Below are 14,097 nucleotides of genomic sequence, written 5' to 3'. Positions count from 1 at the left end.
GCTGGGTTTTAAAGATCCAAAACAAGCACCGGCGACTTCGAGCGCGAGCAGCAGGGGGTGAACTGGTCGTTCTGCGCCTTTTCCTCGTCGGTGAAGTACAGGTCGCGGTGGTCGCATTCGCCTTGCAGCACGCGCGTGATGCAGGTGCCGCACACGCCTTGCTCGCAGGACGTGAGGATCTCGATGCCGTGCTTCTGCAGCGCCTGCACCACTGTCTCGTCCGCAGCGACCTCGTAGGTCTCGCCGCTGCTGGCGATCTTCACCTGGAAGGCGCGGTCGCCTGCCGTGTCCTGGGGCGCGGCGCCGAAGTATTCCAGGTGCACGTGGTCCTTGGGCCAGCCCAGGCGCTCCGCCGTCTTCACGACCCAGTCGATGAAGCCGGTCGGACCGCACACGTACAGGTGCGTGCCCGCGTGCGGCTGGGCGATCACCTGTTCGAGCTGCAGCTTCTGCGCCGCGTCGCCGTCGTCGTGGTGGAACTCCACGCGGTCGGCATACGCCGAAGCCGCGATCTCGTCGCGGAAGGCCGTGCGCTCGGCCGACCGCGTGCAGTAGTGCATGCGGAAATCGGCGCCTATGTGCGCCAGCCGCTGCGCCATGGACAGCAGCGGCGTGACGCCGATGCCGCCGGCGAACAGCAGCGTGCGCTCGGCGTGCACCAGCGGGAAGTGGTTGCGCGGCTCGCTGATCTGCAGCGTGTCGCCTTCCTTCAGCGCGTCGTGCATGCCCGTGGAGCCGCCGCGCGAGACCGGGTCGCGCAGCACCGCGATCCGGTAGCGGTGCTGCTCCGCCGCGTCGTTGCACAGCGAGTACTGGCGGGTGAGGCCGCCGGGAACCTGGACATCGATGTGCGAGCCGGCGCTGAAGCCGGGGAGGGCGGAGCCGTCCGGCTTCACCAGCTCGAAGCTTGCGATGTCCAGCGCTTCCTGCTTCTTGCGCAGGACCTTGACGGTGAGTTGAGCCATCCCTCTATGCTGCCAGCTTTTCCGGCCGTTCCGCCGCGACCAGCCGGTCGATCACGCGGCGCGACTGCACGCCGCCGGCGTCGATGTTGAGCATGAGCAGCTTGCGCTCGGGATACTTGAGCAGGTTGCGCTGCTGTGCCTCCAGCACCTCGGTGTCTTCGGCGAACACCTTGGCCTGGCCGTCGCGGATCTGCGCCGTGAGGTTGGTGTCCTTGACGTTGAAGTTGCGCGCCATGCCCCAGAAGTACCACATGGAGGTCTCGGTCTCCGGCGTGAGGAAGTCCACCACGATGCTGGACACCTTCACCTTCGGGTCTGCGTGGTAGCCGCCCTGGCCGGCGTGGGCCACGCCCACCTCGATCATGATGTGGCTGGGCGGATAGAAGTGGCAGACCTGCCAGCGGTCCACGGGCACGTCGTCGGCCAGGTGGTTGCCGCGCAGGTTGGCCTTCCAGAAGGGCGGCGGCATCACGTTTTCCATGAAGCGGCTGGTGATCACGTGGTCGCCCTCGGTCTTGGTGTTCACCGGCGACTCGTCGATCTCCTTCTGCCCGATGCTCGTGGTGTGCACGTAGGTCTCGTGCGTGAGGTCCATCAGATTGTCGACCATCAGGCGGTAGTCGCAGTCCACGTGGTACAGGCCGCCCGCATAGGTCCACTCCGGGCTCTCGGCCCACTCCAGGTGGTGCAGCTTGGCGGGGTCGGCGAGCGCGGCGTCGCCGGGCCACACCCAGACGAAGCCGTAGCGCTCGATCACCGGGTAGGAGCGGATCTTCGGGAAGCCCTGCACGCGCTGGCCGGGCATCGAAACGGTCTTGCCGTCGCAGCCCATGACCAGGCCGTGATAGCCGCACACCAGCTTGCCTTCGCACACGCTGCCCAGCGACAACTGCGCGCCACGGTGCGGGCAGAAGTCCTCGACCGCCGCCACGCGCCCCTCTTCGCCGCGGTAGAAGGCGATCTTCTCGTTGCAGATCGTGCGGCCGAGCGGCTTGTCGTTGATCTCGTCGGGCATGCAGGCGACGTACCAGGCGTTCTTGGGAAACATGGCGGAGGTGCGGCAGGAGTTCAGGGAGTGCCGCGAATGATACGACACGGAATACGCAATGTATACAGCAAGCCGGTCGATCGGCGGCCGCGGCTGTGATCGCGACAGAGGGAGGCGGTCGCATTGACGCTCTGGGCTGCCCTGCGCTAAGCTGCGCGAATGTATACAGAAACCTCAGCATGAGCGCTCGAATGCCTCTTCCCGCTGCCGACGAAGCGGGCGGCTCGCAGGCGGTCAAGGCGCAGTTGCGCCTGCGCGAGATGATCCTGGCCGGCGAGCTCGCGGGCGGCGCGCGCATCGCCGAGCTCACCCTGGTGGAGCGCCTGGGCGTGTCGCGCACGCCGATCCGCGCCGCGCTGATGCGGCTGGAACAGGAAGGCCTGCTCGACGCGCTGCCGAATGGCGGCTATGCCGTGCGGACCTTCTCCGAGCGCGACGTGTCCGATGCGATCGAACTGCGCGGGACGGTCGAAGGCCTGGCCGTGCGGCTGGCGGCCGAGCGCGGCGTCGCCGGCGTGGTGCTCGCGGAAGCGCGCACCTGCCTGGAAGAGATCGACCGCGTGCTGGAGCAGCCGGCGCTGGACGACGAGTCCTTCACCCGCTACGTCGCCGCCAACCAGCGGTTCCACAACCTGCTGGCCGAGATGGCGGGCAGCACCGTGCTGGCGCGGGAGCTCGAACGCGTGGTGAACCTGCCCTTTGCTTCGCCGTCGGGCTTCGTCGTCGTGCAGGCGAACACGCCGCGGGCGCGCGACATGCTCATCGTCGCGCAGGACCAGCACCGGCAGGTCTTGGACGCCATCGAGCGGCGCGAAGGGGCGCGGGCGGAGGGCATCATGCGCGAGCACTCGCGCATCGCCCAGCGCAACCTGCGCGAGGCGGTGCAGGGCGAGCACCTGGACCGGATGCCCGGGGTGCGGCTGATCCGGCAGCGCTGATGGCGCGGGGCCGGGGTGGTACCCCTTGCGCGGCACCTAGGCTGACTACCGAGACGGGGGTTGCGCCCCATGCCGGATACTCCCGTGCACGGGACAGGCCACTGCCTTTGCCCCAATGCACTCTTCGCCGCGAATAACAGGCAGTACGCTATCGCAATCGCTCATAACTGCTAGACGAAGCTGTCGTTTTGCACGCACCGTCCCACCGTTCAGAATCCGCACCGCACGTTGCACGGGCGGGGGCCGCGCGCGCCTGCCCGATTTGATTACCCAAGGAGATCCCAAGCCATGCACAAGAGAACCCTTCTCCAGACCGCGGCCGCCCTGGCCCTCGTCGGCGCCAGCGGCCTGAGCCTGGCCCAGGACAACGTGTTCAAGATCGGACTGATCCTGCCGATGACGGGCCAGCAGGCCACCACCGGCCGCCAGGTCGAGGCCGGCGTGAAGCTGTGGATGGCGCAGAACGGCGACACCGTCGCCGGCAAGAAGGTGCAGCTGATCGTCAAGGACGACGCCAGCGTGCCCGCGAATACGCGGCGCCTCGCGCAGGAACTGGTGGTGAACGACCACGTCAACGTGCTGGCCGGCATGGGCATCACGCCCTCCGCGCTCGCCGTGGCGCCGATCGCGACGCAATCCAAGACGCCGCTGGTGGTGATGGCCGCGGCCACCTCCAGCATCACGGAAGCCTCGCCCTTCATCGTGCGCAGCAGCTTCACGCTGCCGCAGGCCTCGGTGGCCTTGGCCGACTGGGCGCCCAAGAACGGCATCAAGACCGTCGTCACCCTGGTGTCCGACTACGGCCCGGGCATCGACGCGGAGAAGTTCTTCAAGGAGCGCTTCCAGTTCAACGGCGGCAAGGTGACCGACTCGCTGCGCGTGCCGCTGATGAACCCCGACTTCGCGCCCTTCCTGCAGAAGGTGCGCGACGAGAAGCCCGACGCGCTGTTCGTGTTCACGCCCTCGGGCGCCGGCGCGGCGCTGATGAAGCAGTTCGGCGAGCGCGGCATGGACAAGGCCGGCATCCGTCTGATCGGCACGGGCGACATCACCGACGACGACCAGCTCAACCAGATGGGCGACGTGGCGCTGGGCGTGGTCACTTCGCACCACTACTCCACCGACCACAACTCGCCGATGAACAAGAAGTTCGTCGCGGCCTTCGAGAAGGCCAACCCGGGACTGCGGCCCAACTTCATGGCCGTGGGCGGCTATGACGGCGCGCACCTGATCTACGACGCCATCAAGAAGTCCGGCGGCAAGGGCGGCGGCGAAGCGCTGGTGAACGCCATGAAGGGCGACCTGTTCGAAAGCCCGCGCGGCCCGATCTACATCGACGCGCAGACACGCGACATCGTGCAGAACATCTACCTGCGCAAGGTCGAGAAGAAGAACGGCCAGCTGTGGAACGTCGAGTTCGACGTCATCAAGGACGTCAAGGACCCGGGCAAGACGAAGTAAGCGGCGCGAGAAGCGCCGCAGGGGCTAGGGGCTAGGGGCCAGGGATGAGGGGAACAGCCGGTTCCCTGCCTGGAACCTGGCCCCTAGGCCCTAACCCCTCCCAGACCATGCTCACCATCCTCTTCGACGGCATCGCCTACGGCATGCTGCTGTTCGTGCTGGCGGTCGGACTGGCCGTGACGATGGGCTTGATGAATTTCATCAACCTCGCGCACGGCGCCTTCGCCATGGCCGGGGGCTACATCACCGTGCTGCTGATGCAGCGGCTCGACGTGCCCTTCCTCGTGTGCCTGCCCATCGCCTTCGCGGGCGCGGCGCTGCTCGGCGCGGTGCTCGAGCCCCCGCTGTACCGGCCGCTGTACCGCAAGCCGCACCTGGACCAGGTGCTGTTCTCCATCGGCCTGGTCTTCATGGCCATCTCCGCGGTGGACTATTACATCGGCTCGACGCAGCAGATCATGCAACTGCCCGCATGGCTCAAGGGCCGCACCGAGATCGGCTCGCTGGGCATGGGCCACTATCGCCTGTTCATCATCGCCGTGTGCGCCGCGCTCACGGTGGGCCTGCAGTACATCCTGGCGAAGACGCGCTTCGGCAGCCGGCTGCGCGCATCCGTCGACGACCAGCGCGTGGCGGCCGGCCTGGGCATCAACGTCAACGTGGTGTTCCTCTCGACGTTTGCCTTCGGCTCCGGCCTGGCGGGACTGGGCGGGGCGCTCGGCGCGGAAGTGCTGGGACTGGACCCGACCTTCCCGCTCAAGTTCATGATCTATTTCCTGATCGTGGTGGCGGTCGGCGGCACGTCCTCCATCACCGGCCCGCTGCTCGCGGCGCTGCTGCTCGGCATCGCCGACGTCGCCGGCAAGTACTACATTCCCAAGATGGGCGCGTTCATCGTCTACACGCTGATGATCGTGATCCTGCTGTGGCGGCCGAACGGACTGTTCGTGCGGCAGGGAGGCAAGGCATGAACGCCGGAACCTCGCCAATCGCGCGGGAGAGCCTGCTGCGCACCGCCCGCATGAAGTGGTGGGAGCCGGTCCTGTGGATCGTGCTGTTCGCCCTGCCGAAGCTGATTCCGTCGCAGGCCCCGATCATCAACGAGACCGCGACCTGGGCGCTGTTCGCGCTGTCGCTGGACCTGGTGCTCGGCTTCGCCGGCATCGTGTCGCTGGGACACGCCGCGTTCTTCGGCTTCGGCGCCTATGTCGCCGCGCTGTTCGCGCAGCACGTCAGCCCGGACCCGCACGTGGGCCTGCTGGTGGCGATCGCGGCGACGGCCGTGCTCGGGCTGTTCGCCAGCCTCACCGTGCTGCGCGGCTCCGACCTCACGCGGCTGATGGTGACCCTCGGTCTCGCGCTGATCATGACGGAGCTGGCGAACAAGCTGGAGTGGCTCACGGGCGGCACCGACGGCATCCAGGGCCTGACCATCGCGCCCGTGCTGGGCCGCTTCCAGTTCGGCTTCGACGGCATCGTCGCCTCGTACTACTCGCTGACCCTGCTGCTGCTGTTCTTCCTGCTCGCGCGCGTGGTCGTGAACTCGCCCTTCGGCGCCACGCTCAAGGCGATCCGCGACAACCGCCTGCGCGCCATGGCGATCGGCATTCCCGTCAACGCGCGGCTGATCGCGATCTACACGCTGGCGGCCGGCATCGCCGGCGCGGCCGGTGCGGCCTTCACGCAGACGCTGGGCTATGCCTCGATGGAGGTGCTGTCCTTCGACCGCTCCGCCGACGTGATGCTGATGGTGGTGATCGGCGGCATCGGCTGGCTTTATGGCGGCGTCCTCGGGGCGATCATCTTCAAGGTGGTGCAGAGCGTTCTGTCCAACATCACGCCGCAGTACTGGATGTTCTGGATCGGCCTGTTCCTGGTGGTCCTGGTGCTGGTGGGCCGCGAGCGGCTGCTCAAGCCGTGGACCTGGGTGAAGGGGACCAAAGCATGAACGACGTCGTCCTCTCCTGCCGGGGCCTGGTGAAGAAGTTCGGTGGTATCACCGCGACGAACGACGTCACGCTGGAGCTGCGGCGCGGCGCGCGCCACGCGCTGATCGGCCCGAACGGCGCCGGCAAGACCACGCTGATCAACCTGCTCACGGGCGTGCTCGAACCCACTGCGGGCACGATCATGCTGGAAGGCCAGGACATCAGCCGGGTCGCGCCGCACCTGCGCGTGCGCCGCGGGCTGGTGCGCACCTTCCAGATCAACCAGCTGTTCGCATCGATGACGCCGCTGCAGACGCTGGCGCTGGTGGTCTCGCAGCAGCGCGGACTCGGCGCGCGCTGGTGGCGCAAGCTGGGCCAGGATGCCGGCGTCGCCGAGCGTGCGCAGCAACTGCTGGAGCAGTTCCGCCTGGGCGAAGTGGCGAACCAGAGGACCGAGCACCTGGCGTACGGCAAGCGCCGGCTGCTGGAGATCGCGATCGCGCTCGCCTGCGAGCCGCGCGTGCTGCTGCTCGACGAGCCGGTCGCCGGTGTGCCCGCGGGCGAGCGCGAAGAACTGCTGGAGACCGTCGCCGCGCTGCCGGCGGATGTCTCGGTGCTGCTGATCGAGCACGACATGGACCTGGTGTTCAGTTTCGCGAACCGCATGACGGTGCTGGTGAACGGCACCGTGCTCACCGAAGGAACGCCGGCGGAGATCGAGGCCAACCCCGAGGTGAAGACCGTGTACCTGGGTCACGGCGACGAAATCAACGAGGGCTTGCCGCTGGAGGGGCGCTCCCATGTCTGAGCTGCTGAAGGTGGAAGGCCTGAGTGCCGGCTACGGCGAGGCCGTGGTCCTGAACGACGTGTCGTTCGCGCTGGGCGAGGGCCAGACGCTGGCGCTGCTCGGGCGCAACGGCACCGGCAAGACGACGCTGATCAACACGCTGGCCGGTGCGACGCGCCGGCATGCAGGCACGATCTCCCTGGGCAGTGTCGCCTTGCACAAGCTGCCTTCGCACGAACGCGCCGCGGCGGGCATCGGCTGGGTCCCGCAGGAGCGCAACATCTTCAAGTCGCTCACCGTGCACGAGAACCTCACGGCCGTGGCCCGTCCCGGCCGCTGGACGCCCGCGCGCGTCTACGAGATGTTCCCGCGCCTCGGCGAGCGCAAGACCAACCTGGGCACGCAGCTCTCGGGCGGCGAGCAGCAGATGCTGGCCATGGGCCGCGCCCTGGTGGTGAATCCCCGGCTGCTGCTGCTGGACGAGCCGCTGGAAGGCCTCGCGCCCATCATCGTGAGCGAGCTGCTCAAGGCGATCGCGCGGATCACCCGCGAAGAGGGCCTGTCGGCCATCATCGTGGAGCAGCATCCGCAGGCGATCCTCGCGATCTCCGACCGCGCGGTGGTGCTGGACCACGGCAGCGTGGTCCATGCCGACACCGCCGCTGCCTTGCGCAGCTCTCCCGAATTGCTGGACCGCCTGCTGGGCGTCGCTCGCTAGTCGCTCGCACCCCATGAACCTGAAACTCTCCCGCCGTCAGGCGCTCGCCCTGCTGGCCGCCGCTGCCGCGCCCTGGACGCGCGCCCAGTCGAAGTGGCCTGCCAGGCCCGTGCGCATCGTCGTGCCCTTCGGCGCGGGCGGCGTGGCCGACCTCACCGTCCGCGCGGTCGGTGACCAGCTGGCCAGGCAGCTGGGGCAGGCCGTCGTCATCGACAACAAGCCCGGCGCCGGCGGCATCGTGGCAGGCAGCACGGTGCTGCAAGCGCCACCCGACGGCTATACGCTCTTCCTGATGTCCAACGGCACCGCCGTGAGCGAAGGCCTGTTCAACAAGTTGCCCTTCCACGCGCGCACGGACTTCGCGCCCATCTCGTTGCTGGGCACCTTCGACATCGCGGTGGTGGTGCCGGAGAACTCGCGCTTCAGGAGCCTGGGCGACCTGCTCGCCGAAGCGAAGGCGAAGCCGGGCAAGCTGAACGTCGCGACCATCGCGGCCGGCAGCACGCAGAACCTCGCGGCCGAACTGTTCAAGACGACGGCCGGGATCGACGTGCAGATCGTGCCCTTCAACGGCACGCCACAGGTGGTGACGGCGCTGCGCGGTGGCGAGGTCGACGCCGCCGTGGAGATCGTGGCGCCCATCCTCTCGCAGATCCAGGCGAAGGCGCTGCGCGCCCTGGCCACGTTCGGCGAGAAGCGCTCCACCACGATGCCCGGCGTGCCTACGGCCAGCGAGGTGGGCGGCTCGCTGAAAGGCCTCTACATCGCTTCGTGGAACGCGCTGGCGGCGCCGGCGAAGACACCCCAGGACGTCGTCGCCCGCTTGAACCACGAATGCGTGGTGGCGCTCGCCAACCCCGAGGTGAAGAGGAAGCTGGCCGACCTGGGCGTGGACGCGAAGTCCAGCACGCCGCAGCAGCTCGCCTCGCTGCTCGACTCCGAGACCAGGCGCTGGGGCGGGGTGATCGAGCGCGCCAAGATTCCGAAGATGTAGCAAGCCATGCAAGTCACGCGCGTGGGCATCGTCGGGTACGGCGAGGTCGGCAAGATCTTCGCCGCGGGCCTGCAGCCGCAGGTTGCGCAGCTTGCCGCGTGGGACCTGAAGTTGGCGCAGGCGGCGACCGCGGGCGCGGAACGCGCGCACGCGCAGCAGCAAGGCGTTCGTCCCTGCGCTTCCATGCAGGAGCTCTGCGAGACGAGCGAGCTGGTCATCTCCGCCGTCACGGCTTCCAACACGCTCGCCGTCGCGCAGGAGGCTGCGCGCTTCCTCCGCGCCGGCACCGTGTTCCTGGACCTCAACTCCGCATCGCCCGGGACGAAGCAGAAGGCCGCCGAGGCCGTGGCAGCGCGGGGCGCGCACTACGTGGAAGCAGGCGTCATGACCTCGGTGCCGCCGTACGGCATCCGCGTGCCGATGCTGCTGGGCGGCGAGCGGGCGGGTGAGCTCGCGCCCGTGCTCGCCGCGTGGGGCATGGATGCGAAGGTGGTGAGCGAGCAGCTCGGCGTGGCGAGTGCGATCAAGATGTGCCGCAGCGTGATGATCAAGGGCCTGGAGGCGCTGGTGATCGAAAGCTACAGCACGGCGCGCGCGTACGGCGTCGAGGACCACGTGTTGCCCACCCTGCAGGAAACCTTCCCCTCCATCGACTGGCAGGAGCAGGGCGCCTACTTCTTCAGCCGCGTGGTGCAGCACGGTCAGCGCCGCGCGGAGGAAATGCGCGAGGCGGCGAACACCGTGCGCGAATCGGGCTTCGATCCGCTGATGACAGCCGCGATCGCGGACAAGCAGCAGTGGGTCGCGGACCAGGCGCGCGAGGGCGTGTTCGCCGGGTTGACGAAGAAGGCCCGCTGGCAGGAGTTCGCCGACCGGCTGCTAGCCGCGCGCAGGAAGTAGGATTCGACGAGCTTCTCCCGTCTTCGGGGAGGAATGAGTCGCTGCCTCTGCCGAGTGCCGGGGGCGTCGCGGCAGGCGGCGTGCGGTGCAGGCCCGCTGGGCATCGGTCGGCGGCTGCGCGCGCCGACTCCCCTGGAAGCCGGTCCGGGCGGCGTCGCGCGGCACAACTCGCAGAGAGTTTGCCCGCTCCTCGCGGTCAAACTCTCTGCTCGAACAAGTGCCGCGGTAGCATGAAACGTACGCGCGGTTCGACGCTGCGCTCTCGAGCCGCGCTCCGCCGCCCGGGCCGGCTTCCAGGCGATGCCCCTGATGCGGGCCTTCACCGCACGCCGCCTGCCGCGACGACGGGCAGTCGGGCCCCTGCGGGCACGACTCACCGGTCTTCGTAGGCTGGCGGTGAGCACCGCGAACCCCAGCGATCCAGCGTAGCGCAGCAAGCTGGGGTTCGCCTGCGGCTCACCACCAGCCTACGATGCCCCTGGTGCGGGACTGCAGCGCACGCCGCCTGCCGCGACGATGAACCGTCGGGAAGACTGACGGGCCCTCGTTCTCGTAGGCTGGCGGTGAGCAACGCGAACCCCAGCGATCCAGCGTAGCGCAGCAAGCTGGGGTTCGCCTGCGGCTCACCACCAGCCTACGAGCCAGCCGAACGCAAAGGGAATTCCTTCCATGGAAGTCCTTTTGCGTCCTCTGCGAAACCTCTGCGTCCTCTGCGTCCGGATGTTGGGTTTTCTGTTTCCCCTCACAGCGCATGCGCCACCACCGCAGGCGCCTTCTCGCGGATCAGGTCCAGCGTCGCCTTCTGCACGGGAGTCGCAGGCCTCTGCAGGCTGGTCGCCAGGGACAGGCGGATGCGCAGCGGCGGCTCGCCGATCTGCCGTGCCGTGTAGGCCGAGGGCCGCGGCGAATTGAGCAGGGCGTTGCGTGACAGGATCGCGCAGCCGGCGCCATCGAGCACCAGGTCCAGGATGGCGGAGACGCCGTCGATCTCCAGCACCACGTTCGGTCGCGCGCCGATGTCCGCGAGCGCCGCCTCGACGTGCATGCGGATCGCGTTGGGCCGCGTCGGGATCACCAGCGGCAGCCGCGCGACCTCCTGCAGGGAGACCGGCCCGGGCGGCGGGTCCTCGTGCAGCCCCGGCGGACGCGCCTGCACCAGCACCAGTTCCTCCTCCAGCAAGGCGCTCAGGTCCAGCTCGCGCGAGGGTTGGGCGTTGTACAGCACCACGATGTCGAGCCGGCCGCTGGCCAGTCCCTCCTGCAGGCCGCTGGACAGGCCTTCGCTGATCGACAGCCGCGCTTCGGGCAGCGCCTCGCGGAACGCGCGGGTCAGCGGCACGGTCAGCACGCGCGCGACGCTGTTGGGCAAGCCCACGGCCACCTTGCCGGCGAGGCCGCCACGCAGGCGGCCCAGGTCTTCGCGGGCGCGTTCGACCTGGTGCAGGATGCCGCGCCCGTGCTCCAGCAGGAGCTTGCCGGCCTCCGTGGGCACGGCGCCGCGGCCGTTGCGCACGAGCAGGTTCTGGCGCAGTTCCACCTCCAGCAGGCGCACCTGCCGGCTGAGCGCCGGCTGGGCTACGTCGAGTTCGACCGCGGCACGCGTGAAGCTGCCGAGCTCGGCGACGCGGACGAAGTATTCGAGCTGCTTGAGGTCCATGGGGTGAATAGCTGGCCTTCGATTATGCCGAAGCGGTATACCTGCTAGTGCCATGCTCCGCTTGGACGCAGGCCGGGCGGCGACCACAATGCCGCCATGAACGCGCTCAAGGGCATCTCCTCCATGGCCACCCGCCAGGTGTTGAACGAACTGGCCCATGCGTACGCGCAGCGCTCGCAGCAGCCGGTGGAGGTCGAGTCCGTCGGCGGCGTCGATGCCGCGAAGCGGGTCGCCGCCGGCGAGGCCTTCGACTTCGTCGTGCTCGCGGCCGACGCCATCGACCAGTTGATCGGGACCGGCCAGGTGCGCGCCGGCTCGCGCGTGGACCTCGTCGACTCCTCCGTGGCCATCGCGGTCCAGGCCGGCGCGCCGCGTCCCGACGTGTCCAGCGAGGAAGCGCTGAAGCGCGCCGTACTCGCCGCGTCCACCATCGGCTATTCGACCGGCCCGAGCGGCGTCGCGCTGGTGAAGCTGTTCGAGCGCTGGGGCATCGCGCCGGAGCTCAAGGGCCGGCTCGTGCAGGCGCCCCCCGGCATTCCCGTCGGTGCGCTGGTCGCGCGCGGCGAAGTCGCGCTGGGGTTCCAGCAACTGAGCGAACTGATCCACCTGCAAGGCATCACCCTGGTCGGCCCCATGCCGGCGGCCGTGCAGATCACCACCACCTTCAGCGGCGGGATCTGCGCGAGTTCGAGCCGCGTCGAGGCCGTGCGCGCGATGCTGGCCTTCATGGCCTCGCCCGATGCCGAGGCGGCCAAGCGCCGCAACGGCATGGAACCGGCCGCCTGAAGCACTGAATCCAAGCCGCAGCCGCGGCGTTCCGAGGAAAGACCCAGATGAGCCTCATCATCGATTGCCACGGCCACTACACCACCGCTCCCAAGCAGCTGGAACAGTGGCGCAACCAGCAGATCGCCGGCATCAAGGATCCGGCGCAGATGCCCAAGGTCTCCGACCTGAAGATCAGCGACGACGAGATCCGCGAAACGATCTCCGCCAACCAGCTGCGCCTGATGAAGGAGCGCGGCAACGACATGACACTGTTCTCGCCGCGCGCGAGCTTCATGGCGCACCACATCGGCGACTTCAACGTGTCGAGCACGTGGGCGGCCATCTGCAACGAGCTGTGCTTCCGGGTGAGCCAGCTGTTCCCCGAGCACTTCGTGCCGGTCGCGATGCTGCCGCAGTCGACCGGCGTGGACCCGAAGACCTGCATTCCCGAGATGGTGAAGTGCATCGAGCAGTACGGCAACGTCGGCATCAACCTGAACCCGGACCCGTCCGGCGGCCACTGGAAGGAGCCGCCGCTGACGGACAAGTGGTGGTACCCGATCTACGAGAAGATGGTGGAGTACGACGTGCCCGCCATGGTGCACGTGTCCACCTCGTGCAACCCGGCCTTCCACACCACCGGCGCGCACTACCTCAACGCCGACACCACCGCCTTCATGCAGCTGGTGCAAGGCGACCTGTTCAAGGATTTCCCGACGCTGCGCTTCATCATCCCGCACGGCGGCGGCGCGGTGCCTTATCACTGGGGGCGCTTCCGCGGCCTGGCGCAGGAGATCAAGCGGCCGCCGCTGAAGGACCACGTGATGAACAACGTGTTCTTCGACACCTGCGTCTATCACCAGCCGGGCATCAACCTGCTGAACACCGTGATCCCGGTGAAGAACGTGCTGTTCGCCTCGGAAATGATCGGCGCCGTGCGCGGCATCGACCCGGAGACGGGCCACTACTACGACGACACCAAGCGCTACATCGACGGCTCGCCCATCCTGTCCGCCGAGGACAAGCACGCGATCTTCGAAGGCAACACGCGCCGGGTCTTCCCGCGCCTCGACGCGCTGCTGAAGAAGCGCGGCAAGTAAGAGAACAGAGAAAACGAACGCAGAGGACGCAAAAGACGCAGAAGTCGCAAAAGGGAGATGAACCCATTCAAAGGGTTTCTTTTGCGTCTTCTGCGAAACCTTTGCGTCCTCTGCGTCCGGATGTCCGATTTCTGGAGAACACCATGTACGAACTAGGCGTCGTCTACCGCAACATCAAGAGAGCCGATCGCGCCGTCGCGGACCAGCTCGCCCAATACGGATCCGCCACCGTCCACGAGGCCATGGGCCGCGTGGGCCTGATGAACACCTACATGCGCCCGATCTATGCGGGCGCGCAGGTCTCCGGCACTGCGGTCACGGTGCTGCTGCAGCCGGGTGACAACTGGATGCTGCACGTCGTGGCCGAGCAGATCCAGCCGGGCGACATCGTGGTCGCCGCGCTCACCTCGCCCAACACGGACGGCTTCTTCGGCGACCTGCTGGCCACCTCGTTCAAGGCGCGCGGGGCCCGTGCGCTGGTGATCGACGGCGGCTGCCGCGACGTGAAGACGCTGACGGAAATGCAGTTCCCGGTATGGAGCAGGGCGATCAGCTCCAAGGGCACCGTGAAGGCGACGCTCGGGTCGGTGAACATCCCCGTGGTCTGCGCCGACGCCCTCGTGCACCCGGGTGACGTGATCGTGGCCGACGACGACGGCGTGGTCTGCGTGCCGGCCGCCATGGCGAAGAAGACCCTGGACGCCGCCGCCGCCCGCGAGGCGAACGAAGGCGAGAAGCGCGCCAAGCTCGCCAGCGGCGTGCTGGGCCTGGACATGTACAAGATGCGCGAGCCGCTGGCGAAGGCCGGCCTGCGCTACATCGACTGAGCACAC

The 14,097-nt window shown here is 68.2% G+C and carries 14 protein-coding genes; 11 read left to right on the top strand and 3 right to left on the bottom strand.

The window, feature by feature from the left end; translation table 11 throughout:
- Nucleotides 1-8 precede the first annotated feature (8 nt).
- Together JJB11_RS19355 and JJB11_RS19350 are read right to left on the bottom strand one after the other, a co-directional pair.
- Nucleotides 9-965 carry a PDR/VanB family oxidoreductase gene (locus tag JJB11_RS19355; protein ID WP_201175267.1) on the bottom strand — a complete coding sequence of 319 codons (957 nt, stop codon included), beginning with the start codon at nucleotides 963-965 and terminating at the stop codon, nucleotides 9-11.
- A 4-nt stretch (nucleotides 966-969) separates the two neighbouring features.
- Entirely contained in the window at nucleotides 970-2,013 is a 1,044-nt protein-coding gene (locus tag JJB11_RS19350) for an aromatic ring-hydroxylating dioxygenase subunit alpha (RefSeq protein WP_201175265.1), read from the bottom strand.
- A gap of 179 nt (nucleotides 2,014-2,192) precedes the next feature.
- Between JJB11_RS19350 and JJB11_RS19345 the strand changes: the two genes are divergently transcribed.
- The 8 genes from JJB11_RS19345 to JJB11_RS19310 all read left to right on the top strand — a co-directional run bounded on the left by JJB11_RS19345 (nucleotide 2,193) and on the right by JJB11_RS19310 (nucleotide 9,739).
- On the top strand, nucleotides 2,193-2,951 hold the full coding sequence (locus JJB11_RS19345) for a GntR family transcriptional regulator (RefSeq protein ID WP_201175257.1): 759 nt from the start codon (nucleotides 2,193-2,195) through the stop codon (nucleotides 2,949-2,951).
- A 288-nt stretch (nucleotides 2,952-3,239) separates the two neighbouring features.
- The gene (locus tag JJB11_RS19340; protein ID WP_201175255.1) at nucleotides 3,240-4,412 is read left to right on the top strand and encodes an ABC transporter substrate-binding protein; all 1,173 of its coding nucleotides are present in this window, start codon (nucleotides 3,240-3,242) and stop codon (nucleotides 4,410-4,412) included.
- A 107-nt stretch (nucleotides 4,413-4,519) separates the two neighbouring features.
- The gene (locus JJB11_RS19335; protein ID WP_201175253.1) at nucleotides 4,520-5,383 is read left to right on the top strand and encodes a branched-chain amino acid ABC transporter permease; all 864 of its coding nucleotides are present in this window, start codon (nucleotides 4,520-4,522) and stop codon (nucleotides 5,381-5,383) included.
- Nucleotides 5,380-6,360 carry a branched-chain amino acid ABC transporter permease gene (locus JJB11_RS19330; protein WP_201175251.1) on the top strand — a complete coding sequence of 327 codons (981 nt, stop codon included), beginning with the start codon at nucleotides 5,380-5,382 and terminating at the stop codon, nucleotides 6,358-6,360. The genes JJB11_RS19335 and JJB11_RS19330 overlap by 4 nt, the downstream gene beginning before the upstream one ends.
- The gene (locus JJB11_RS19325) at nucleotides 6,357-7,148 is read left to right on the top strand and encodes an ABC transporter ATP-binding protein (RefSeq protein WP_201175249.1); all 792 of its coding nucleotides are present in this window, start codon (nucleotides 6,357-6,359) and stop codon (nucleotides 7,146-7,148) included. Before JJB11_RS19330 ends, JJB11_RS19325 begins: the two co-directional genes overlap by 4 nt.
- Complete coding sequence (locus tag JJB11_RS19320; RefSeq protein WP_201175247.1) at nucleotides 7,141-7,845, top strand: ABC transporter ATP-binding protein; 705 nt, start codon at nucleotides 7,141-7,143, stop codon at nucleotides 7,843-7,845. The genes JJB11_RS19325 and JJB11_RS19320 overlap by 8 nt, the downstream gene beginning before the upstream one ends.
- A 13-nt stretch (nucleotides 7,846-7,858) precedes the next feature.
- Complete coding sequence (locus tag JJB11_RS19315) at nucleotides 7,859-8,839, top strand: Bug family tripartite tricarboxylate transporter substrate binding protein (RefSeq protein WP_201175245.1); 981 nt, start codon at nucleotides 7,859-7,861, stop codon at nucleotides 8,837-8,839.
- Nucleotides 8,840-8,845: 6 nt separating this feature from the next.
- Nucleotides 8,846-9,739: an NAD(P)-dependent oxidoreductase gene (locus JJB11_RS19310; RefSeq protein WP_201175243.1), complete on the top strand. Its 894-nt coding sequence runs from the start codon at nucleotides 8,846-8,848 to the stop codon at nucleotides 9,737-9,739.
- Nucleotides 9,740-10,481: 742 nt separating this feature from the next.
- On the opposite strand, the gene JJB11_RS19305 is transcribed toward JJB11_RS19310, so the two are convergent.
- On the bottom strand, nucleotides 10,482-11,396 hold the full coding sequence (locus JJB11_RS19305; RefSeq protein ID WP_201175241.1) for a LysR substrate-binding domain-containing protein: 915 nt from the start codon (nucleotides 11,394-11,396) through the stop codon (nucleotides 10,482-10,484).
- Nucleotides 11,397-11,492: 96 nt separating this feature from the next.
- Between JJB11_RS19305 and JJB11_RS19300 the strand changes: the two genes are divergently transcribed.
- From JJB11_RS19300 to ligK, 3 genes are all read left to right on the top strand, one after another.
- On the top strand, nucleotides 11,493-12,182 hold the full coding sequence (locus tag JJB11_RS19300; RefSeq protein WP_201175233.1) for a substrate-binding domain-containing protein: 690 nt from the start codon (nucleotides 11,493-11,495) through the stop codon (nucleotides 12,180-12,182).
- Nucleotides 12,183-12,229: 47 nt separating this feature from the next.
- Nucleotides 12,230-13,264, top strand: a complete 1,035-nt coding sequence (locus JJB11_RS19295; RefSeq protein ID WP_201175231.1) for an amidohydrolase family protein — start codon at nucleotides 12,230-12,232, stop codon at nucleotides 13,262-13,264.
- Nucleotides 13,265-13,407: 143 nt separating this feature from the next.
- On the top strand, nucleotides 13,408-14,091 hold the full coding sequence (gene ligK, locus JJB11_RS19290) for a 4-carboxy-4-hydroxy-2-oxoadipate aldolase/oxaloacetate decarboxylase (protein WP_201175229.1): 684 nt from the start codon (nucleotides 13,408-13,410) through the stop codon (nucleotides 14,089-14,091).
- Nucleotides 14,092-14,097: the final 6 nt, after the last annotated feature.

The organism is Ramlibacter ginsenosidimutans (assembly GCF_016654015.1).
In the GTDB taxonomy this organism is placed as follows: Bacteria; Pseudomonadota; Gammaproteobacteria; order Burkholderiales; family Burkholderiaceae_C; genus Ramlibacter; species Ramlibacter ginsenosidimutans.
The sequence above is the reverse complement of the archived record's forward strand: the minus strand, read 5'-3'. Positions and strand labels throughout refer to the sequence as shown.